At 60.1% G+C, this 21410-nt stretch carries 16 protein-coding genes and 1 pseudogene; 7 read left to right on the forward strand and 10 right to left on the reverse strand.

Annotation, left to right across the window (positions count from 1 at the left end):
- Positions 1 to 205 precede the first annotated feature (205 nt).
- Both CEX88_RS12920 and CEX88_RS12925 read right to left on the reverse strand, forming a co-directional pair.
- The gene (locus CEX88_RS12920; RefSeq protein ID WP_094293773.1) at positions 206 to 1411 is read right to left on the reverse strand and encodes a CaiB/BaiF CoA transferase family protein; all 1206 of its coding nucleotides are present in this window, start codon (positions 1409 to 1411) and stop codon (positions 206 to 208) included.
- Positions 1408 to 2916 carry an aldehyde dehydrogenase family protein gene (locus CEX88_RS12925; RefSeq protein WP_094293774.1) on the reverse strand — a complete coding sequence of 503 codons (1509 nt, stop codon included), beginning with the start codon at positions 2914 to 2916 and terminating at the stop codon, positions 1408 to 1410. The genes CEX88_RS12920 and CEX88_RS12925 overlap by 4 nt, the downstream gene beginning before the upstream one ends.
- A 196-nt stretch (positions 2917 to 3112) precedes the next feature.
- Between CEX88_RS12925 and CEX88_RS12930 the strand changes: the two are divergent.
- The 7 genes and pseudogenes from CEX88_RS12930 to CEX88_RS12960 form a co-directional block, all read left to right on the forward strand.
- Positions 3113 to 3304: pseudogene (locus tag CEX88_RS12930) on the forward strand (ferredoxin); the annotation flags it as partial.
- Between the two features lie 53 nt (positions 3305 to 3357).
- Entirely contained in the window at positions 3358 to 4716 is a 1359-nt protein-coding gene (locus CEX88_RS12935; RefSeq protein ID WP_238382059.1) for a cytochrome P450, read from the forward strand.
- A gap of 158 nt (positions 4717 to 4874) precedes the next feature.
- On the forward strand, positions 4875 to 6440 hold the full coding sequence (locus tag CEX88_RS12940) for a FadR/GntR family transcriptional regulator (protein WP_094293776.1): 1566 nt from the start codon (positions 4875 to 4877) through the stop codon (positions 6438 to 6440).
- Positions 6441 to 6489: 49 nt separating this feature from the next.
- A complete protein-coding gene (locus CEX88_RS12945) occupies positions 6490 to 7749 on the forward strand; it encodes an amidohydrolase family protein (protein ID WP_094293777.1) in 1260 nt (419 codons plus the stop codon).
- Between the two features lie 445 nt (positions 7750 to 8194).
- Positions 8195 to 9229, forward strand: coding sequence for a phosphotransferase family protein (locus CEX88_RS12950; protein ID WP_420799217.1), 1035 nt, complete (start codon positions 8195 to 8197; stop codon positions 9227 to 9229).
- A gap of 54 nt (positions 9230 to 9283) precedes the next feature.
- Entirely contained in the window at positions 9284 to 10585 is a 1302-nt protein-coding gene (locus CEX88_RS12955) for an acyl-CoA dehydrogenase family protein (RefSeq protein ID WP_094293778.1), read from the forward strand.
- Between the two features lie 175 nt (positions 10586 to 10760).
- Positions 10761 to 11522: an SDR family NAD(P)-dependent oxidoreductase gene (locus CEX88_RS12960; RefSeq protein WP_094293779.1), complete on the forward strand. Its 762-nt coding sequence runs from the start codon at positions 10761 to 10763 to the stop codon at positions 11520 to 11522.
- 199 nt (positions 11523 to 11721) lie between these two features.
- On the opposite strand, the gene CEX88_RS25915 is transcribed toward CEX88_RS12960, so the two are convergent.
- The 8 genes from CEX88_RS25915 to CEX88_RS12995 all read right to left on the reverse strand — a co-directional run bounded on the left by CEX88_RS25915 (position 11722) and on the right by CEX88_RS12995 (position 20759).
- Positions 11722 to 12201 (reverse strand): hypothetical protein, encoded by a 480-nt coding sequence (locus tag CEX88_RS25915; RefSeq protein WP_126315880.1) that lies wholly within the window; start codon positions 12199 to 12201, stop codon positions 11722 to 11724.
- A 248-nt stretch (positions 12202 to 12449) separates the two neighbouring features.
- On the reverse strand, positions 12450 to 14048 hold the full coding sequence (locus CEX88_RS12965) for a class I adenylate-forming enzyme family protein (protein ID WP_238382063.1): 1599 nt from the start codon (positions 14046 to 14048) through the stop codon (positions 12450 to 12452).
- A 2-nt stretch (positions 14049 to 14050) separates the two neighbouring features.
- Positions 14051 to 15181: an FAS1-like dehydratase domain-containing protein gene (locus CEX88_RS12970; protein WP_094293781.1), complete on the reverse strand. Its 1131-nt coding sequence runs from the start codon at positions 15179 to 15181 to the stop codon at positions 14051 to 14053.
- Between the two features lie 279 nt (positions 15182 to 15460).
- Positions 15461 to 16876, reverse strand: a complete 1416-nt coding sequence (locus CEX88_RS12975) for an aromatic ring-hydroxylating oxygenase subunit alpha (RefSeq protein WP_094293841.1) — start codon at positions 16874 to 16876, stop codon at positions 15461 to 15463.
- Positions 16877 to 17640: 764 nt separating this feature from the next.
- Positions 17641 to 18039, reverse strand: a complete 399-nt coding sequence (locus tag CEX88_RS12980) for a MarR family winged helix-turn-helix transcriptional regulator (protein ID WP_202931478.1) — start codon at positions 18037 to 18039, stop codon at positions 17641 to 17643.
- 511 nt (positions 18040 to 18550) lie between these two features.
- A complete protein-coding gene (locus CEX88_RS12985; RefSeq protein WP_094293783.1) occupies positions 18551 to 19405 on the reverse strand; it encodes an SDR family NAD(P)-dependent oxidoreductase in 855 nt (284 codons plus the stop codon).
- Positions 19406 to 19498: 93 nt separating this feature from the next.
- Entirely contained in the window at positions 19499 to 19885 is a 387-nt protein-coding gene (locus CEX88_RS12990) for a nuclear transport factor 2-like protein (protein WP_094293842.1), read from the reverse strand.
- A gap of 133 nt (positions 19886 to 20018) precedes the next feature.
- A complete protein-coding gene (locus CEX88_RS12995) occupies positions 20019 to 20759 on the reverse strand; it encodes a GntR family transcriptional regulator (RefSeq protein WP_094293784.1) in 741 nt (246 codons plus the stop codon).
- Positions 20760 to 21410: the final 651 nt, after the last annotated feature.

A 21410-nucleotide genomic window follows, 5' to 3' on the forward strand; every position in this document is an offset into this window, starting at 1 on the left:
TCGGACGGCGAAGATGCCGCACCTTGCCGACATCTGAGTGAACTGAAAAAAACTGGTTCCAGCCGCGGATTCGCGTGGACACCGGGATCCGGCGCGATGGGTCGTCGCATCCCTCCATCGGCGACACATCACCTGAATTGCCGTCAGGCCCAGCGCACTACTACCGACACACCTTTTGGTAGGAGACGCACGCGACGCTTTGGGCTTAAGTCACAGCCCCTACGGTCTTGAGCGCGATGATCTGCTCCCAGTCGAAGCCGAGCTGTTCGAGGATCTCGTCTGTCTGTTCGGCGAACGTGGGAGCCGGGGCCACGTCAGGGGTGCTCACATCGAACTGCACTGGATTACTCACCAGCTTCAGCTCTCCGGACCGACGCAGGTATTCGTTTGCCTGAACTTGGACGTCATCGGCAACTCGCAGGGTGCCCTGAACCGGCGCCCAGGGCCCCGCAAGGGTCGAGAACCGTTGTGACCATTCGGCTAATGTGCGGCTAGCGATCACGCCGCTCACGATCTCAACCGCCTCGGCAGTGTTCGCCGCGATCTGTTCGGCGCTCGCAAACCTCGGATCTTGGGCAAGTTCCGGCACATCGAGGTGCCGGCATACGTCCGCCCAGAACTTCGCCGGCTGCATCATCACGAACGAGATGTAGTGAGCGTCAGACGTCGCGTAAAGGCCAACCAGCGGGTTGGAAGGCGAGCCGTGCGTCCCCACCGGCGGTACCACCAACTCCTCGCCGAGATGGGTTGTCAACGCCACGGTGTGGCCCATTGCCCACACTCCGCTGCTGAGAAGAGAGACGTCGACTACCGAGGGCTCACCCGTGCGTTCCCGTTTCAGCAATGCTGCGGCGATACCTCCCGCCAGGTTCGTACCGGAGATGGTGTCCCCGTAGGCCGGCCCGGGCAGACCGATCACCCCCTCAACCCCTAAGGGAGTCGCGGTGGCAGCCGCACCGGCCCGGCACCAAAACGCGGTCATGTCGTAGCCTCCCTTGTCGGCCTCGGGACCACGCGGCCCGAGCGCGCTTCCGCGCGCATAGACGATCGACGGGTTTACGGCACGAATGTCATCGAGATCGATGCCCAGCTTCTTTCGCGCTGCCGGCAAGAAGCTGGTCAGGAACACGTCCGACCGGCGGACAAGTTCGTAGAGAACTTCCCGGCCCTCTTTCGTCGAAATATCCAATCCGATGCTGCGCTTACCTCGGTTGGCATTGTCGACATTGGGGTTGGGGTCACCCTTGACTATCAGCGTCCCGACCTGACGCAATCCGCGTTGGGGATCGCCGGTGACGGCGTGTTCAACCTTGATTACGTCTGCTCCCCATTCGGCCAGAACCGCACCTGCCGACGGGACGAAGGCGTACATCGCGACCTCTAGGACGCAGATTCCTTCGAGCGGGTTCATCCGATTACCGCCGCAAAGGTCTTGCGCTCGAGAAACTCCTCTAAGCCGGCAACACCGAGTTCCCTGCCGATCCCCGACTGTTTATAGCCGCCGAAGGGACAATCCGGACCCGCGTAGTTGCCCCCGTTGATACTCAACGTGCCGGTCCGCACACGTCGAGCCACCGCGACAGCGCGTTCATGGCCCCCGAAGACTGCACCGGAGAGCCCGAAAATGGAATTGTTGGCGATACGGACCGCGTCGTCGTCGTCCTCGTAGGGAATGACGATCAATACCGGTCCGAACACCTCTTCTTGCGCGATCTCGCTGTCGGGATCGACGTTGATGAGCAGAGTAGGCGCGTAGAAGAATCCGGGATCTATCTTCGTGCCGCCAGTAACCAGTGTCGCGCCGTCCTCGATCGCACGCTTGACCATTCCGTCGACTTTGTCGCGCTGCTTCTCGTTGATCAACGGACCCATATACGTTGCGGGGTCGTCAGTGTCACCATAGGTGACCATCTCCATGTTCTGTTTGACAAGGTCGACGATCTGATCATGACGTTGCCTCGGGACCAGCATCCGCGAGGTGATCGCACATCCCTGCCCCGCGTGATGGGTGATCATGAAGCTTGCCATCATGGCCGCGGTTGCCAGGTCTGCGTCGTCGAGCACGATCATTGCGGATTTGCCGCCGAGTTCAAGAAAAACTCTCTTGATGGTTCCACTCGCTGCCGCCATGATCTTGCGACCTGTGGCGGTCGAACCGGTGAAGGTGATCAGGTCGACGTCCGGACTCGTGGTCAGGACGGTCCCGACCTCGGGATCGGTGGAGCTGATGATGTTGACAACTCCGGCGGGAATATCGGTGTACTCCGCGATCAACTCGCCCAGCGCCAACGTGATCAACGACGTGTCGGGAGCGGCCTTCAAGACGACCGTGCAACCGGCGGCCAAGGCGGGGATCAGCTTCGCCAACGCAAGCTGGTTGGGGTAGTTGTAGGCGATAATCGCACCCACGACCCCGACGGGTTCTTTCTCAACCCAGCGAGTGTGGCGCATTCCCGCGAAATCTACCTCGCCGAGATCCTCAGACATAGGATAGTTGGGCAATAGGTCCGCGTAGTACCGCGGGATCCCGATCGGAGTGTCAAGCTGTGGTCCTTCCGTCGACCCACGAGTTGCCCCCGCCTCGGCGATGGTGAGCTTTCGCAGTTTCTCGCTGTTCTCGACCAGGACCTTGTGTATCTGATCGAGGCACCGAGTGCGCAGTTCCGTGTTAGTCGCCCAGTCGGTGCTGTCGAACGCTCTGCGTGCCGCGGCGACCGCTCGTTGCGCGTCCATTGGCGTCGCCTCCGGGGCATAACCGACAAGCCCTCCGGTGGCGGGATTCACCGAAGCGAATGACTCCGGTGCAGCGACGAGTTGACCGTCGATGAGCATGAGCCCACGAATGTGTTCGCCGGAGGGTTTCCGAAGTTGTTGTTCACCGACTCCGGTGACGATGGTTGTGTCATGGGCCGACATCAGGCCTCCCGTAATAGTCGTCAGCACAGAGCATTCCCCTGCTCGCCGCGAAGCATACAACTCGAATCGGCCGATCTTCGTAAAACAGTTTACTCTGTACCCTATCTACGGTTTACTTGCCTCAGGGTCGGCGCTACCAAAGCGCTCGCGTAGACAGATTGACCGACCAACTTCCAACGATTCGGGAAGGGGACCCGTGAAGGTTTGGGTAGATCCGCAACGGTGCCAGGGTCATACCTTGTGCGCCATGATTGCACCGCACATCTTCGAACTCAGCGAAACCGACGGATGCGCATCTACTTCCGGCGAGACCGTCCCGTCCGATCAGGAAGATGCGGTGCGCGAGGCGGCTCGATCATGTCCTGAGCAGGCCATCGTGATCGAGGAAGCCCTCTCCGAGAGCGGTCAAGCCGCCGTAAACAAGGTGAAGGAGCCGGTCCAGTGAGTGGGGACACGAGTGCTTACAGCGACGCGAAGAAGCAGTATTACTACCACTTCGACCGGCACAGTCCGGACTATCGCGAACGTTTCGAGAAGATCACCGCCGAAATGCAGGAGAGGTGCCCGATCGCATGGTCGGACACCTATGGTGGGCACTGGGTCGCGAGCAGCAGTCAGGCAGTGTTTGAGCTCGCCCGTTGCCCGCACATCTCCAATGACCACGATCTGCACAACGAACGTCGCGGGTACCACGGAATCGCCATCCCCCACAGGGATATTCCCATCCGGGGCGGAATGCTGGAGATGGATCCGCCCGAACATCGCTTGTACCGCAACGTTGTGAACCCGTACTTGTCCCCAGCAGCGGTCAAACGGTGGTACCCGTTCATCGATGAAGTCGTACGCGCCAGCATCGATGAGAAAATCGAGGAAGGGCACATCGACTTTGTGGACGACTTGGCCAACGTCGTCCCAGCTGTGCTTACCCTGGCGATGCTGGGCATCCCACTGAAGAAGTGGACCCTGTACTGCGAACCCGCGCATGCCCTGATGTACACGCCCGAGAATTCCCCGGAAGCCCCCAGGGTTGCGCAGCAACAAATCGATATGGCCATGGATCTGCTCGCCAACATGAACGAAATTCGCGAGAATCCACGACCCGGTGTGGTCAACGCGCTAGTGAACATGCGCATCGATGGCCAACCCGCCCCGGAACAAGACCTATTGGGCATGCTCACTCTGTTGATCGGCGGCGGATTCGATACCACGACCGCTCTCACCGCCCACGCACTCGAGTGGTTGTCGGAGAATCCGGATCAGCGGGAGCGGCTCAACCGCGAGCGAGACGCTCTGCTCGACCCCGCGACAGAGGAATTTCTCCGTTTCTACACACCCGCCCCCGGCGACGGTCGCACCTTCTCGCAGGACGTCGAGGTCGAAGGTGTGAAGTTCCGCGAGGGCGAACGACTCTACATCTCCTGGACTATGGCCAATCGCGACCCTTCCATGTTTCCCGAGCCGAACAAGATCTTGCTCGACCGAAAAGGCAACCGGCACTTCAGCTTCGGACTGGGTGTGCATCGCTGCATCGGTTCGAATGTGGGACGTGCCGTATTCAAGGCGATGCTCACTGCGGTTTTGGATCGAATGCCCGATTATCGATGCATCCCGGAAGGCACCGTCCACTACGAGACTATCGGAATGATACAGGGGATGCGCCATTTGCCGGCCGAGTTCACGCCGTCAAAGAAAATGGGAGCAGGGTTGGACGAAACCTTGGAGCGACTCCAAAAGATCTGCGACGAACAAGAATTGGCCCGACCGGTTACCGAGCGTAAGGAAGCGGCCAAGATCGACTGAACATTGCCGTAGACAAGCTGGATCTGTAGATGCGCCCTTGAAGGCAATGCGGGGTCGAACGAAGGAGGTACCGTGACGCAGTTGGGGTCGACCGTGTCGATCGAGCTACGTTCGCGGTGCGACCAGGGGTATCCGCACTCCCGCCCGGTCGTATCGACATGATCGAGTCATCGGATAGGGGCGAAACGGGCGTCAACGACGTGCTGTGGCGTGCGATGCCGCGACGTCATACCCAGAAGGTATCCCATCTCCTGGCTAATGACCTTCGACGCCAGATCCTCAACGGTCAGCTTGAGGCAGATCGGCAGTTGCCGACTGAAGCCCAGCTGACGGCTCAATTGGGTATCTCGAGGGAAACACTGCGCGTAGCACTGCGGATCTTGGAGTCCCAACAGTTGGTAGAAGTCAAACGGGGACGCAAGGGCGGCGCCGTTATTCGACGCCCGGGGTTGCAAGCGGTTAGCAGGTACGTGGCGCTGCTGCTGCAACTCCGCGAAACCACGCTGGCAAACCTCGAAGAAGCACGGTCGGTCATCGAGCCCCCCGCGGCCGAGCTGGCCGCGATGCGGGCCGGCTACGACGACCTGGACACCCTTGTTGCCCTTCACGCCTCGGAACAGGCTGCCGAAGGGGATCCGCTGTCTTTTGTCACCGCAATGTCGGCATTTGATCAGGCGGTCACCGAACTCTCGGGTAACCGAACCCTGGCAGTCATCGCCGGCGTCTTCCGTGACATTTACGCCGGGCAGATCTTCACGGCGATCGGCAGCGACGACACGGTGTCGGCGGACGAAATGGCACGGCGGGTCGTCGCCAGCCACTCGGCGTTTCTTGACGCGGCGAGACGCCGTGACCTTCCGCTTACCAACAAGATCTGGCGCGACTACCTTTTCACCACCAGCAGGCTTCTTATCCGCAGGAACGTGAGTCGTAAGCCCATCGATATGACTCCGTTATGGCGCGCCCAGGCCGACCAAGCCGGTGCCGAGCCCACGCCCCGGCGTGCGGCCTTGGTGGCGACCGAGATCCGCTCCCGCATCGCTGAAAGAGCTCTTGGAGAGGGCGACCGACTACCGCCGCTGGCCGCCCTGGCTGACGAGTTCGCTATTTCGCGCCCCACGCTGCGCGAGGCGTTGCGAACCTTGGAAACCGAGCTGCTCCTCGAACTACGGACGGGCGATCGAGCCGGCGCAACGATACGCACACCCTCAACGCGGGTAGCAGCCCAGCTAGCGGGCGTCGTACTGGAAGCCCGCGGCACGACGCTGGCAGACTTTTACCGGGCCATGCAGCTCATCGAACCGTCCATCATGGGCTTAGTGGCCTCGCGAATTAGCTCGAAACAGCTGAAAATGCTGGCACTTGCCGACTCAGAGCTCGCCGCTTCAACCGAAGACACCGCCCGGTTCGTGACGAAGCTCCGGGAGACCCAGATGTTCGCCTTCTCGGTAGTAAAGAACCCCGCGCTTACGGTGATCGCCGAGATCTTGCATTGGGTCCAGGTCGGTGTAGAGCCAGCGGTGACCGCAGACGCGAAGGGATTGCCTTGGGTCGGCAAGACGAACCGCAACACTCAAGCTCTCTTTTCGCAGTTTCTTTCCGCTGCTTCACAGCGTGACTCTGCGCACGCAATCGAGATCTGGGCAGCAGCCCTCGATGCCAACGCACCATGGATCGAGGAGTCCGAGCTAGGCCATCGTTTGATGCTGGACCTGATGGATTGACCTGTGCGCTCGGCATTCGAGCGCCGACCCCGATGAGGAGGAACCCGAAATGAAGATTGACGACTTGGTTTTGGTGAGTGTCGATGACCATGTCATCGAACCAGCACATCTGTTTGAAGGCCGCGTCGAAAGAAAGTACGCAGACCGGGCGCCGCGTTTCGTGCGCCGTGACGACGGCTTGATGGCATGGCGCTATGAGGGCCAGGAAATCATGAATACCGCGCTCAATGCTGTGGCCGGACGACCCCCGGAAGAGTTCGGATTGGAACCCACGTGCATCGAGGAGATCCGTAGCGGGTGTTACGACATCGGTGACCGTGTCAGGGATATGGACGCAAACGGTGTGCTAGGGGCACTGTGCTTCCCTTCGTTCCCCCGATTCTGTGGCCAGTTGTTCATGGAGGCCGGCACCGACCCCGCCCAGGGCGAGGCGATGGTCCGCGCATACAACGATTGGCATATCGACGAATGGGCGGGCACGTTTCCCGGACGAATGATTCCCCTTGCACTACCGATGATGTGGGACCCGGTGGCCAGCGCAGCCGAGGTGCGCCGAGCTGCGTCCAAGGGCTGCCACGCGGTGACATTCTCCTCCAGCCCGTTCGACCTCGGCTTGCCCAGTCTCTATTCCGATCACTGGGATCCGTTCTGGCAGGCGTGTGCTGAGGAGGGAACGGTTGTCTGCATGCATCTCGGGTCGAACTCCCGTCCGCCGATGACCTCGCCCGACGCTCCGATCGAACTTGTCTACACACTTTCGCCCGTGAGCTTGTTCTCTGCCGCTGCCGATCTGTTGTGGAGTCGGGTCTTGCAGAAGTTTCCTACCCTTCGAGTGGCGCTCTCCGAGGGCGGTATCGGGTGGCTGCCCTATTTCCTCGAGCGAGTTGATTACATCTATCGCCATACAAAGCATTGGAGTGGAATGGATTTGGGCGACCAACTCCCCTCGGAGATTTTCTCAGAGCGCGTCATCTTGTGCTTCATCGATGACGCCGTCGGTGTGGAGAACCGCAAACACCTCAATATCGATAACATCACTTGGGAGTGCGACTATCCCCATTCGGACAGCACGTGGCCGAAATCACCCGAGGTCCTCATGGCATCCTTGACTGGCGTCACCGATGATGAGATCAATAAGATCACCCATTTAAATGCTATGCGGCACTTCCGGTATGACCCATTTGCCCATATACCCCGAGAGCAGGCGACTGTGTCTGCGCTACGGGACAGGGCAAAGGACTGGGACATCAGCGTGAGGTCGGTAGCGCACCTGCGCCCAGCAGCCGCATCGACGGTGAGCGCGTTTTAGGGCGCCGCGGACCTTGACAGCTGCTCGGCGACGTTGACCTAAAGGTTGCCGTGATGCGTTGCCGCTGGCGGCAGCTCGGCGTGGCAGACAGCGTCACTAATCGGAGCCAATCGCTCGCTCGACGATGGCAATGCACGCGATTGAATATTCCATGCAGTCGGCGAGCTGGCTCTGACTCCTCCTGCCTATGGCGGGCCACAAATCTTGGTCAAGACAACGCGGGCCTAGGTGCAGGCGTCGATCGGCGGCATAGGGCAATCAGTGGGCGACGAGTTTCTGAGGCTGGGCTCCCGAGCTGCCTACCCCGCTGCAGCGGCAGGCCATTACGGAGACAGAGATCGCCAGCGCCGGTTAAACAGTTGACTCAGTGTTGGGAATAAGCTTTTATCGTGGAGTGACCTTTCGGGCCACGCCGATGTCGATTGAATTGATGGGCAGGAGTGCAATGGTGATCACGGATCCCGAAGTGCAGCACCTGAGCCGATGGCTCGACGAGCACGATGTGCCCGGCCATGGCGAACTAGCCAAGGTTGAACAGCTTAGCGGAGGCTCGCAGAATGTCCTCTTGCGTGTGGGCCGGGGCGATGCGCGAATGGTGCTGCGTATGCCCGGGCCTCAGGCCGGTCAGCAACGGCACAACGAGCTTCTTCGCGAGATCCGTTTGGAGCGGGCACTCAAGGGCACCGACGTGCCGCATGCAGAACTGATCGCGGCTGACGAAACTGGCCAGGTGCTGGGCAAGCCCTTCTACCTGATGGCCGAAATCGATGGATGGAGTCCGATGGACGGTGGCTGGGCGGCTCCGTTCGACTCTGATCTAGATGCCCGTAGGGGCTTGGCCTTCGAATTGGTCGCTGGTGCGGCCAAGTTGGGTCGCGTAGATTGGAAGGCTCAGGGGCTAGAAGGGTTTGGTCGCCCCGACGGATTTCATGAGCGTCAACCGGATCGATGGCTATCCTTCCTCCGCTCGTTTCAGGTGCGGGAGTTACCCGAACTCGAGGTGGCCGCGGAGTGGCTCCGTGCCAACGCGCCACGCCACTTCACGCCAGGCATCATGCATGGTGACTACCAGTACGCCAACGTTATGTACGCCCATGGCGCACCAGCCCGACTCGCCGCACTAGTGGACTGGGAGATGACCACGATTGGTGATCCGCTGCTGGATCTTGCCTGGGCACTGCTGGGCTACGAAGGCGACGAGCCACGGTCCGATTTCTATCTGGATGTGACGGGTATGCCCAAGCGGAGCGAACTACTCGAACACTATGAGTCGTTGTGCTCCCTGTCGACCGAGAATATCGACTACTACCTGGTGCTCGCAAACTTCAAAATCGGGATCGTACTGGAGAAGACCTATGCAGCCGGGGTTAGAAGCGGCAATGAAAATCCTGAGTTCACTGAGGCTTTTGGCTCGATGGTGTTGAAATCGATTGCCACGGCTGCCGAGTTGGCCCGCTCGCTGACTACGCGCGCGCGTTAGCGCCCATTCGTGAAGGTGCTGACTGAGGTTTTTCGGACATAGGAGATTACATCCATGGCTTGGGATTTCGAGACTGACGCCGACTATCAGGCCTTGCTCGACTGGGCCGACGAGTTTGTCCGCGAGGAAGTCGAACCCCTAGATCTGGTGTGGCCGGGTGAAGAGTTCGTTCCCCTCAACGAGGTGCGGCGCAAGGCAATCGACCCGCTGAAGGACCAAGTGCGTAGCAAGGGGCTGTGGGCCACCCACCTGGGCCCGGAACTGGGTGGGCAGGGCTACGGGCAGCTCAAACTTGCGCTACTGAACGAGATATTAGGCCGGTCTCAGTGGGCACCTATCGTGTTCGGTTGTCAAGCCCCAGACACCGGTAACGCAGAGATCATCGCGCATTACGGGAGTGACGCGCAAAAGAAGCGCTACCTCCAGCCGCTGCTGGACGGCGAGCTGTTTTCCAGTTACTCGATGACCGAGCCGCAGGGCGGCGCAGACCCTACCCAGTTTCAGACCTCTGCGGTTCGCGACGGCAACGACTGGATCATCAACGGATGGAAATACTTCTCGTCAAATGCCAAGACTGCCTCGTTCCTGATCACGATGGTCGTGACAAACCCCAACGTGAGTGCCTACCAGGGTATGTCGATGTTCCTGATTCCCACCGACACTCCCGGCGTGAACATCGTGCGCAATGTCGGTCTATACGGCGAACCCGATAACGAAGGCTCCCACGCGCTGATCCATTACGACAACGTCCGTGTCCCCGCCGAGGCGCTGCTCGGGGGCGAAGGCCAAGCGTTCGTCATTGCCCAGACCCGCCTTGGCGGTGGGCGCATCCACCACGCCATGCGCACCATCGGCTTCGCGCGGCAAGCCTTGGACATGATGTGTGAGAGGGCCTTGAGCAGGGAAACCTCCGGTAGTCGACTCTCTGACAAGCAGTTCGTCCAGGGCTTCATCGCCGACTCTTACGCCCAACTGCACCAGTTCCGGTTGTTCGTGCTCTACACCGCCTGGGAGATCGATAAATACAATGACTACAAGAAGGTTCGAAAGGACATCGCCGCGGTCAAGGCGACAATGCCGGCGGTCCTGCACGACATCGCCTGGCGCGCAATGCAAGTACACGGCGCGATTGGTGTCACCAACGAAATGCCGCTATTCAAGATGATCCACGGGGCCGCTGCGATGGGACTTGTCGACGGCCCAACCGAGGTGCACAAGACCACGGTCGCCAAGCAGGTGCTCCGCGACTACTCGCCCAGCAAGAGCCTCTGGCCTACCGAGTGGATTCCGAAGAAGCGGGATGCCGCCCGAGCCAAACTTGCCGATTACATCGACCTCGAAGTCGGCAACATGTGAAGGTCACGGTCGAGGCATGGACGTCGCGACTCCGCTTCCGCAACGTGTCCGGCCTGATAAGTATCGTTACCCGCCGCCCACAAGATGATCCAACACAATCTTGTTCAGCGCTCGACGTGAGTTATGACTGTCGGGTGATCTGACTGGCCACGCAAAACTGAGAAGGGCAATCGAGATGCAACTTGCAGGAAGCTCCGCCATCGTCGTGGGTGGCGCAGGCGGGCTCGGCGAGGCTACCGTGCGTCGGCTGCACGCCGCGGGCGCACATGTCGTCATCGCCGATCTCGCCGACGATAAGGGAAAGCAACTGGAGAGCGAGCTCGGCGTGCGTTACATGCGGACGGATGCCACCTCAGAGGAATCGGTTATGGCCGCGATCGCAGCAGCCGAATCAGCCGGCCCGCTGCGGCTTTCGGTTGATGCCCACGGTGGGCCCGCTGGGGGCGGCCGACTCGTTGCGAAAGACGGCTCGCCACTGGATCTCAACGATTTCACTACAACGATCGAAAACTATCTCACCGCCGTTTTCAACGTGATGCGGCTTACCGCAGCCGCCATGGCGAAGTCGGAGCCCATCGACGGCGGCCGTGGCGTCGTCATCAACACCGCATCTGTCGCCGGGTACGAAGGACAGATCGGTCAGCTTCCTTACGCCGCCGCTAAGGGGGGGGTCATCGCCATGACACTCGTGGCTGCACGTGACCTGTCGCCCCTCGGCATCCGCGTCGTCACCATCGCGCCGGGCACATTTTTGACGCCGGCCTATGGGATGGCCGCCGAAGATCTGGAGGCATACTGGGGACCGCAAGTGCCGTTCCCCAAGCGGATGGGCCGACCGTCAGAATACGGACAGCTTGTGGTGAGCATCGTCGAGAACGACTATCTCAACGGAGAGGTCATTCGTCTCGATGGCGGTATTCGGTTTCCGCCGAAGTAGCCGAGCCTTATTGTGGTCACCCCTCGTCGGAGGTCAGCGCCGAAGACATACGTCTCGAATCATGGAAACCACCGGCGGGATGTCGCCGCTGTCGGCTCGTTCGAATCTCTAGGCCGCCGCAGCTGAGACCACACTTGCACGCGCGTACCCTGCCGGGTGCGCTACGCAACCACCGTGACCATATATGTGAATATTGGAATCAGCACAGGCTGTTCCTGAAGAGAACGCCCATCGAGCGACGATTCCGCGTGACTGTACGAAATACTTCCTTCGGTGGCGCGAATTCGGCGGAGCCGGCCGCTGCAGCCAGCGCTCTGGTCTTGAAAATCCGTGCTGCCCAGCTGAGTTCGTGAATGGTATCGGTCAGCAGACGACTTAGTTCCCGAGGGCAGTTCTGCCCCCACAAGGTCACTTCCACCCGGCGGCCAACGGCCGCGTGGACCGCTTCGCGCGCACTCAGTTCTCGGCGATACAGCGCGGCTGGTATCGCTATGGCCGCCGGTTGCCGCGGCGGTCCTGTGAGTGCTCCGCGCAGATCCATGAATTTTGCGCCGAGAATTTGTATCGGCCTGACATCCTCCTGTGCGGATAATATGACGGTGACGTCCCATCCCGCCATGACGCGGTCGTATAACCAGCCTCCTGCAGAACCGACGAGGTCCGTGACGTCGTCAGCCATTACGTCCAATTCGTACCGCACCGGTTGACACCCGTTTCGTTCGGAACCGAGGCCGCTTTTGTGGCTGTCAAAGAGGCGCCCGGTAAGTCCAGGCCGACTATCTGTGTCGGCGTTCGGAAGGGGCCACTGTTTGTATGACATATCGAAGCGCCCCGCCCTCTCGCTAACCCGCGGCAGCCAAAACCCTCTGCGCAGCGGACGTGCCGCTGATTGCCGAGTCCACCTGCAGAATTCCGGGCTCGACAACATCATGCCTCTTCTCGGCTGGTTCTGGCGGTAGTGCTGGCGGGTGGCCATGTGGCGATCAGCTCGCGCTTAACCACCTTGCCTGCATCGTTGATCGGCAGCGAAGAGCGAATCCACCACCGGGCGGGAACGGCGAAGTGCGCCAGGTTCTCTCGTGCCCACGCGTCCAGCGAAGCCAACGACGGCTTCGCACCGTTGACAAGAGTGATCGCCGCCGCGACAATCTCGCCGAGGTCCGGGTCGGCAAGTCCGACCACGGCAGCTTCGGCGATCTCCGGATGCCGCGCCAGTGCAGCCTCGACCGCACCTGCCGAGACGTTCTCTCCCCCACGGATAATGACATCCTTTGCGCGACCAGTGACGTAGAGGTAGCGGTCGTCATCAACGCGGCCTATATCACCGGTGCGAATCCACCCATCGGTATCAATTGTCTCGTCACCAGATAGGCCCCAGTAACCCTCCATGCCCGCCGGGGACCGCACCAACAACTCGCCATTGCCCTCAGCGTCAGGGTCTTCAACGCGGACTTCGACGACTGGGGCGAGTCGACCCGCGCAGCCGGTGTGCGAACCACTTTCGATGCGCACACCGGTACTGACAACCCCGCCGGCCTCAGTTAACCCATAGGTCTGGCCCACCCGTCGCCGGGTGTTGGGAAGCACGGTGCCGATCCGCTCGAGCAGCTCAGGATTGACCGGCGCTCCCCCAAGCACCACAGTGCGCAGCGTCGAAAGATCACGGTTTCCAATATCGGGGTGCGCGAGGATTCGCTCCATCATGGTCGGCACACCCGAAAACATCGTTACGGCCTCAGACTCGACCAGCCGCAGAAACTCTCCGGCATCGAATTTGCCCTCCAGGAACACCACCCTTCCACCGTTCATCAACGGCACGAGGAGAAGCTGGATTGCGCCAATATGAAACAGTGGCAGGCCCACCAGGGTAACGCTCGGAGCGATGTCATCCGGGATCTGATGTGGCAGCTTGCGAGAAACGGTCAGCAATGTCTGCAGGTTTGCGATCAGGGAGCGGTGGGACAGCACCACGCCCTTGGGATAGCCGGTCGTACCGGCCGTGAACAGGATCAACGCCGGTGAGTTCTCGTCGGTTACGTATGGCAGCTCCTCCCCTGATGCGCCTGCCACATCGATGATCTCGGCGAAATCCGCGATGCGAGCCGTCGACGGCAGCCGGGGTGAGCATCGCTCATCGGCAACCACGACCGTAGGTGAGACCAGGTCGCAGGCAAAGTGTGCGTCGTCAGCGGACCACCAACCGTTGAATGGAACCCCGATGGCTCCAAGACTCAACGCTCCATGGAACACTGCCACCCAATCAGGGCTGTTACCGGCGAACAACCCGACTCGGTCGCCGGGGCGTACTCCCGCATACCACAACCCCCGGGCCGCCCGTTCGACGGCGGCCTCATGCTCGCGGAACGTGACTCGGCGGTCTCCCTGAATCAGGTACTCACGGTCGGCCCAGCGCCGAGCCTCATCCAAGACCGCGCCGAAGGACCGAACCCGATCCGCGTAGACCAGTGAAGGGTGTCCATTGACCTCGTCGGTTACAACTCTATCGCTCCAACGACGGACACCCATGGTCACCCTTTTGATGGCAGGGTGGCGACAGCATTGCCGATCGCCGTGTGCTCACCTCGCTGGTTCTCGGCGAGCAACCGGACCTCGACATAGTGATTGCCATCCTCTACCCATTTGCGGGCGACGGCACCGTTGCATGCGGTGAGGTCGCCGATGATGTTGTGCCGCCGGACTTGTACGTTCAATCGATTGAGGAAGCCGTCATCACCGATCCAGTCGGTCATCAGGTGCCCGAGCCACGAAATACGTTCAGGTCCATAATCGTACGCAGCCGGGACGCCGACCGCGCGCGCCAGCTCATTGTCCCAATGCACACGTTCGGGCGGCTCCGGAACTCCGAGATCATTGGGAATGCCAAGCGCCGGGTGCTTGCGGAACATCTCGAACGCGGGGCCATGCGCCTTCACATACAGGCTGCCCCAACCTTGGGTGAAGCACACGAAACTTGTGACCGTACTCGGCCCCTTGAGCATCATCGGCAATGCCTCGCCCTCGCGCACATCCTCCCAGTATCGCGGTGTTCCTCCCCTCCGCTCGTAATTCTCGTAATGGGAATCGATCTCGGCGATTTCGTCAGCACTCCAGACCCGTGGCTTCACCGACTCACGGGTGGCGCGCTCGCGGGCTACATCGCGCTGGGTGCGGATGCACCAGGAGTCTGCCTCGGAGACCAGATCGCCGTCCTGGTTGACGAAACTCACGTGATACGTCTGTTTTACAGACCGTCCAGAGAAGTTGCTCTTGAGTTCCAGCAAGTCCTTCAAAACGGGCTGCGCTTCGATTCGGTCCCCGAGGCGTATCGGCCTGTGCCACTTCCAATCCGTGCCGGCAAACATCGCGTGGATACCGGGCATACCACTGACGTACCCGCTGACCACCCGGTCGAAGGCATAAAGGAACGTACCCGGCGCGATAATTTCACCCCATCGGGAGCTGCGCGCGTATTGAGGGTCAAGCCACAATGGGTTCTCGTCGCCAATACCAAGTGCCCAGTGTCGAATCGAATCGGCCGTTGCCTCGGTGACGTGAGGGGCCGGCCGCTCGAACGGCTCACCGATCCTCGACCGCAATTCGTCAAGGGCCTCGGAAGTAATCAACGGAAAACGTTCCTCGGACTCCACAATTTGTGTCATGTAGGGTCTAGCCTTTCTTCAGTCTTTGAAGGTAAATCTGCCTGGCTGGGCTGGGGCTGGTGACTCCTGGGCAAGGCTTCAGTTCTCTTGGAGTCGTCACAGGACCCACTGGGTACTGTGGCCGGTAAGGCTCAGAGCCTCGCGAGACCCGGATACTGCCGCCGCCGCGATACGAATCGCATACTTCCGCACCCGCGTTCACCAGGCGGGCACGTCCAAGGCTATTCCGTGACTGAGGTCCAATTGCCCCCAAGACCATGCGTACGGACCTCGGCGCCGTCAAAACGCAGCACCGGCATGTTGACCCGTCATATCCAGCTTTCTTGGCGCACCACGGCCCATGAATCTCGAGAGATGCCGGTGGAAGTTCGTAATCTTCTGCTCCTGGTGAGGGTTGGGCAAAGGGCCGCGAAAGCCCCGGGATTTCATGCCCTTCTGCACCCACTGCATGTTCGCGAAGTCCTGCGCTAACACCGAACCCCAGTTTTCTGCGGTAGGCGCCGCATGGACCCATTCCGCTTTCGGCTCGCTACCCTCTGGAAAGCGTTCTAACGCATAGGATTCGAAAATGCATTTATTGGGGTCGTCCCCATAGGGACGGACACGGTAGCACAGCGCGAAAGTGACGCCCTGCAGTATCGTCTGGTTCGGAAATAGGCTCCATGCAAGCCCCGCCTCGGCCATCACCTCCGGCGGAATCTCTGGCCAGATCACACCGCGTGCCGCGTCATCGGCCTTCGCCGATGCCAACCAGTGCTTGATTACGTCGGGCGCGGGGGTGCCCTCCGGCAGCTCGTCCACCAGGCGCTTGGCCGCGTTCACTAACGTCTCGGTGGAGGCCGCGTAGTTCACCGTCTCGTAGTTTTCCCGGGCCAGCTCGTATGTCGACACGCGGGGGTCGCCCAGACCGGCGCGTGTCACCGAGCTACTCTGACTCATTTTCATCCCGGGGTCGCGTTCGTCGAAACCGCTTACACCGTGAAAGCCGTAGGGCCTGCTATAGGCGTAGTACTGACCGTATTTCAGCAACTGCGGATGCGTGCCTGCGACGTGGTAGGGCTCCATGAACGCCTCGATGGCGGTCTTCCAGTTGCACGGGTAGACCGTCCACTGGCGCCACTTGTAGCGCATCTTCTCGAACTCAAAGTGATCGAGGATGCGGGCAGCAGGCGATAAGAAACTCCGTAGTGGCTCGCAGTAGGGGTCCATGTTGATGTATATCCACCCGCCCCAGGTATCCACCTTGACTTGAGACAGGCAGGTACGTTCGTCGGACAGCGCGCCCTTCCAGTCGTCCCCGTCGAGAACGTGGATGTTCTGCCCCTCGCGGTTGAAGGCCCAACCATGGAATGCACAAACGAATGTCGTCCTCTTGCCGGTCACACAATTGACGTCATCGGGTGTGTTGATCAACTGCCGACCGCGGTGGGGGCAGACGTTGTAGTAGGCCTTGAGCCTCTCGGGCGCCGTGCGCATGATGATGATCGATTCATCGCCGATGTTATAGGTGATAAAGTCGCCGACTTTCGGAATGTCCTCCACCCGAGCGGCCATTTGCCAAACCTTGGACCAGAGCAATTCTCCCTCGGCCGCGGCGTACTCCCGCGAGATGAAGGCGTCGACCGGATACGTCAGCGGTTCGCCCAGATCCTCATCGGTAAGCCCGTCCATTTCCGCATGAACTCGCTCGCTCATGACGCACACCTTCCTTCCCGGTGCGGAGCAGCCATTTGCTGCCGACGTCCTTGCCGGTTATAAGCCGGGTCGCGTAGGCAATCGATCCGTCGGCTGGTGCTCACAGCGCCGGGGCCAGCGACCCGCTGCACAACGTCGTCGCGCAGCGACCAACCAAAGCCCACCTGGCCCCTCCCCTGCTGTGCGCCGACCGACAGTGTCCGCGACTGGCCACGGACCGGTCGTCTGCTGTGTATTCCGATGACACACGAACCTTGGGTCGATTTTGTATACAGCGTGACAATATTATGCGTGACAACTCTGAAATCTGTCAACTGCCCGGCCTACGACTAGCTCTGAGCCTCTTGCAACGAAATATCCTCGCACTACCGATATCTCGGCCTTCGGGCGGCCGCAGCGCAGGCCAGCGCTCTACCAGAGCGCCTAGGTCACATGTTTCTGGGATCTGTGGTTGACACGATGATTCGTACGAGGGGACCGACGAAGCTTCGATTTGCAGGCGTACCTCCCGGACCACGCCCCGCTACTCCACGAAATAACCTCCGCCGGAGAGCCGTCGACAGTGCCTCGTCGCGTTCTCGGAGGTCATATATACCGAGTTGAGATGCTCGGACGGCCGGGATCCGCGCCAACTCAATGCGCGAAACTTCCGCAAGCTACCGAGGCACCCCCTGCCGAGGTAACACCTAGAGAGGGTGAAGTGTTTTCGCCTGCGATTCGGATTGACGTGCAGACCGCACGACCCTATACCAATAGATGCGCTTCTAAGCGCCGAGAATATCGACGACGTTCTTCTGAATCAGCGTCAGGACCTTATCGATCTCCTCGCGCTGCTTCTTCGTAGTCCCGACCCGGATCCGCTTGCGTAATTCACGGTCGGCTGCAACGGAACGCTCCCAGATCGCGCGGCCCTCGTCAGTGAGAGTCACCAACCACACCCGTCTATCCGTCGCATGAGCCACTCGTCGGACTGCCCCTTTTGGTACCAGCGAATCGATCGAACCACCAATGCGGGCACGGCTTGTTCCGACGCGTCGAGCGAGCTCAGATTGAGTAAGCTGACCGTCGACCAAATGAGCTAATATCGTCGCTTCTGCCAGGTTAATACCGATATCCGAAAATGCCTGGTCATAAGCGCGGCGCATGACGCGCGCGGTTGACATGATAGTGCCCTCAAATCGTACCCACGGGGGCTCGCCGCGTCGGTCATTCATGCCGGCACCTGCCGTCCGGGCTGCTCGGCCGCAGCGTTGTCATACGACTTTGCCTCCTTCGGCGCCGACTCTGTAACTCCCACCCGGCGTGATCGCGTGGGCGCGAGACGAAGTATGGCAGGTAAAGGCATCGGCAGCGCCGAGGTCATACTGTCACGCTTCATACTGTCAAACCAAGCGCATTAGATTTAAGCACCTCGCCTGTGCCGTCGATCGAGAACCCGGTGGCCACAACCCGGCCTGCGATACATGCGCAACAAAGCGAGGGAAACAGTGCCGCACAACATGGCTACCTGATCCGCTAAATCCCCGCCAGCGACGAGTGAAGAGCCGCAACGACGGTCGGGCGATCAAATCGGCATCACGCTTGCGCGCAAGCTCTCAGTGAGCGGGATCGCTGCGCCGAAATATTTTCGTAGTCGGATATTGGTCGAACGTTACGCCTGCGACAGTGCGTCCTTTACACGGGTGTCCAGATTGGCGCACCACGTATATGACGCAATGAGGGGATCACTCGACCGTCGATATCCGTGATGCCGTATTCCATCGCCAGCTCAGCACTGATGAAAGTCCCGCCCGTTCGCTTCATGGTGTCAGGATCTTCGGCAAGTGCGGCAATAACGCGGCCAGGGAACTCCACCGAGCTGCCGACGGCACTGTGGAGTTGTGACTCGGCGCCTGGGACGGTACCCAGGTTTCTCTGAGCGCGTTCGGTGTAGGTAAACCCTTGCCACAGTGACAATGAGGCCACGTTGTGCGGTTTCAATTCGATGGCCATGTCTCTTGCCATACGGTCGGTTGCCGACTTGCAGGTTCCGAAAATCACGCTGTAGGTATATGTCACACCGACATACCCTGACAGCGCAACAATGAGGCCTGACTTCTGGGAGACCATAATCTGCGCGGCATGCCAGGCTGCGATGTAGTTGGACCGCACGCCGACGTCGATCATTTCCCAGTTCGATACGGGCTTTTCCCAGAAGCCGCCTGGCTGCGTCAGTTCGACCGGAATGGATATCGCGTTGTTGACCAGAAGGTCGAGGCGCCCCTGCTCACGGCTAACCTGCTCAAACAGCGCCTCGACCTGCTTGTCGTCAGCATGATCGACCTGCACAGCGATGCCCTTGCCGCCGCGCCTATCAACTTCGGCGGCGGTCCCGGTAACAGTCCCGCCGAGGGCGGCGGTTTTCTCCCCGAACGTCCGGCCAGTGACATATATCGTGGCGCCCTTTTCCGCTAGCGCCAAAGAAATGCCCCTACCGACCCCGCGGCTGGCGCCGGTGACTACAGCGACTTTGCCTGCAAGAGGTTTCATCTCAAATCCCCTGACACGGAGACTATTTCGGCCGCACCGCCGAACTCCATCATCTTCTCTGGGGTTTTCACCGTCACGAAGCGGCCACGTCGCCTACGACGGGTGCGCCGGCGCACCGTCGGTCTCGGCGTCGACTTCGACGGCGTAGGAAGTGATCGCAGCTACTTTGCTGCCGACGAATTCGTAGATGTTGCAAGCAGCGACCATGGTGACGGAGTCAAGGCTTGTGTAGCGACGAATCGTGTCTACCACCACGACTCCATTTTGAGCTACCGTCACGCACCGGTCCGATGTCGTTGTGATCTCCTGCAGAGATCTCTGGGTATCTCGGCACATCTGCTTAACCGCCGCGGCCCCTTGCAGGACTGCATACCCAACGATAGTCCACGAAACTTCCTGAGCCAGATGGACAAATGTGTCGTCGAATCTGTGCTCCGAGAAAGCACGCGCGATAGCGGCAGGATCAAATGGATCACTCATCACGGATGCCCATCGATCGCAACCTTCGTCGATTCAGCTGTGCGCGTGGGACGACTCCGAGTCCGTGTCGCCCTTGAGCCAGCAACCGAAGCTTCTTCGGACTGGGAGCGTCGGAGTTCTGCAATCATCATGCTCAATCTCGTTGGATCGTTAGTGAACGACGAAACCGCGATGCTGGATACGTATCAATGGTCACTTGGGCGACCATGCCCTCCGATGTCGAGTACGTACGTCGGATCTGTAAGGCGGGTGCTCCTCGAGGGGCATTCAACCCAGCTGCGAGTTCAGGTGCAATTACAGTGGCCGCAACTTCCTCGGCGGCTTCAACGACGGCGACTCCAAACACGTCCTCAATGAGCGTGAGCACGGGGCCAACATGGTTTCCGAGCAGCCGACCAACGTCAGCGAAGCACGGATTGATGTAATACTCCATCCACCACGTAGGAATCCACCACGCAGGAATCTCTCCGCGTTCCGCCATCCGAAAGCCACTGACTGACAACCATTTCTGGTCGGCACGCAATCCGGTTCGGTCCTGAAGTTCGGGGGTGATGGTGACGAACTCGAGGGACTCGATAATCAACCGAGAAGACGCAGCGAACTTCAGTAGGTCTTCGATGGTCATCGTGTCACGACATGCTCTGCTCGGCGGCTCGAGAACCAACGTCCCCGATCTGGGTTGGGAATACACAAGCTTGTCGTCACGCAAACCCCGCAGAGCCGCTCGCACGGTATAGCGGCTCACCGAGAACAGGCGGCATAATTCATGCTCGGTCGGTAACCGCGATCCAACGGGATATACGCCGTTTGCGATGTCCCTGCGCAGGGCGTGTTCGACTTGTAAGTAGCGGTAATCGGTTCTGACTTCAGTCATATGCCAATTCCCGCCTGTTGACGACTAGCTATCTCCCGACGCGGCGACATTACTCCGCGCCATTGTCGGTAACCAAAGACAAGATGCCATTCTCCCGTCATGCGCCGGCGGACGTACGGCGAGCGCTTACACGATGAGTGCCTGCGTGACCGACGATTTGCAGATGGTTTTAGGAGAGCTAGGCAGGAACCTGGACGCAGTCCGTTGGCAACAGGAGGTCGAGTAGGCAGGGTTGACTGTTGAAGCCGTCGGCACCTGTCGCCGCACGCTTGGACGACGCCGAAGCGGCTCCCAACCGACATTTCTGCATCTCCTTGGATCCCGCAGGGGCCAGCACGGCCGCGCCCCATGTATTACCTTAACCGTTTCATCTCAGCTCCGCAACGGGCAAGTATGTCAGTAAGCGCCCTGTTGCCTGGGAATACGCCGGGTCAAACAGGAGCCTGGCTCGTTTTATATGTCTGCCCAGTTCGGAAGTATCGTCGTTTCCAGGGAGCCGACGGTCGACGACCCCGCCGGCAGTAGGTGACTAGGTCGTTGTCTTTAGATCCGCGAGTACGGCCGCCGGTCACCCGGAGAAGAGTTGGTCATCTGCCCCACATCGGATTCAGGGGGTCCGGCTGCCGGAGCGTTCCGCAGGATCGCGAAGTA

It is taken from the genome of Mycobacterium neumannii (assembly GCF_002245615.1).
In the GTDB taxonomy this organism is placed as follows: Bacteria; Actinomycetota; Actinomycetes; order Mycobacteriales; family Mycobacteriaceae; genus Mycobacterium; species Mycobacterium neumannii_A.

Bases quoted from the DNA above. Each gene is read 5' to 3' on its own strand.
- CEX88_RS12920 (WP_094293773.1), bottom strand. From the start codon at position 1,411: ATGAACCCGCTCGAAGGAATCTGCGTCCTAGAGGTCGCGATGTACGCC.
- CEX88_RS12925 (WP_094293774.1), bottom strand. From the start codon at position 2,916: ATGTCGGCCCATGACACAACCATCGTCACCGGAGTCGGTGAACAACAA.
- CEX88_RS12940 (WP_094293776.1), top strand. From the start codon at position 4,875: ATGATCGAGTCATCGGATAGGGGCGAAACGGGCGTCAACGACGTGCTG.
- CEX88_RS12945 (WP_094293777.1), top strand. From the start codon at position 6,490: ATGAAGATTGACGACTTGGTTTTGGTGAGTGTCGATGACCATGTCATC.
- CEX88_RS12950 (WP_420799217.1), top strand. From the start codon at position 8,195: ATGGTGATCACGGATCCCGAAGTGCAGCACCTGAGCCGATGGCTCGAC.
- CEX88_RS12955 (WP_094293778.1), top strand. From the start codon at position 9,284: ATGGCTTGGGATTTCGAGACTGACGCCGACTATCAGGCCTTGCTCGAC.
- CEX88_RS12960 (WP_094293779.1), top strand. From the start codon at position 10,761: ATGCAACTTGCAGGAAGCTCCGCCATCGTCGTGGGTGGCGCAGGCGGG.
- CEX88_RS25915 (WP_126315880.1), bottom strand. From the start codon at position 12,201: ATGGCTGACGACGTCACGGACCTCGTCGGTTCTGCAGGAGGCTGGTTA.
- CEX88_RS12965 (WP_238382063.1), bottom strand. From the start codon at position 14,048: ATGGGTGTCCGTCGTTGGAGCGATAGAGTTGTAACCGACGAGGTCAAT.
- CEX88_RS12970 (WP_094293781.1), bottom strand. From the start codon at position 15,181: ATGACACAAATTGTGGAGTCCGAGGAACGTTTTCCGTTGATTACTTCC.
- CEX88_RS12975 (WP_094293841.1), bottom strand. From the start codon at position 16,876: ATGAGCGAGCGAGTTCATGCGGAAATGGACGGGCTTACCGATGAGGAT.
- CEX88_RS12980 (WP_202931478.1), bottom strand. From the start codon at position 18,039: ATGTCAACCGCGCGCGTCATGCGCCGCGCTTATGACCAGGCATTTTCG.
- CEX88_RS12985 (WP_094293783.1), bottom strand. From the start codon at position 19,405: ATGAAACCTCTTGCAGGCAAAGTCGCTGTAGTCACCGGCGCCAGCCGC.
- CEX88_RS12990 (WP_094293842.1), bottom strand. From the start codon at position 19,885: ATGAGTGATCCATTTGATCCTGCCGCTATCGCGCGTGCTTTCTCGGAG.
- CEX88_RS12995 (WP_094293784.1), bottom strand. From the start codon at position 20,759: ATGACTGAAGTCAGAACCGATTACCGCTACTTACAAGTCGAACACGCC.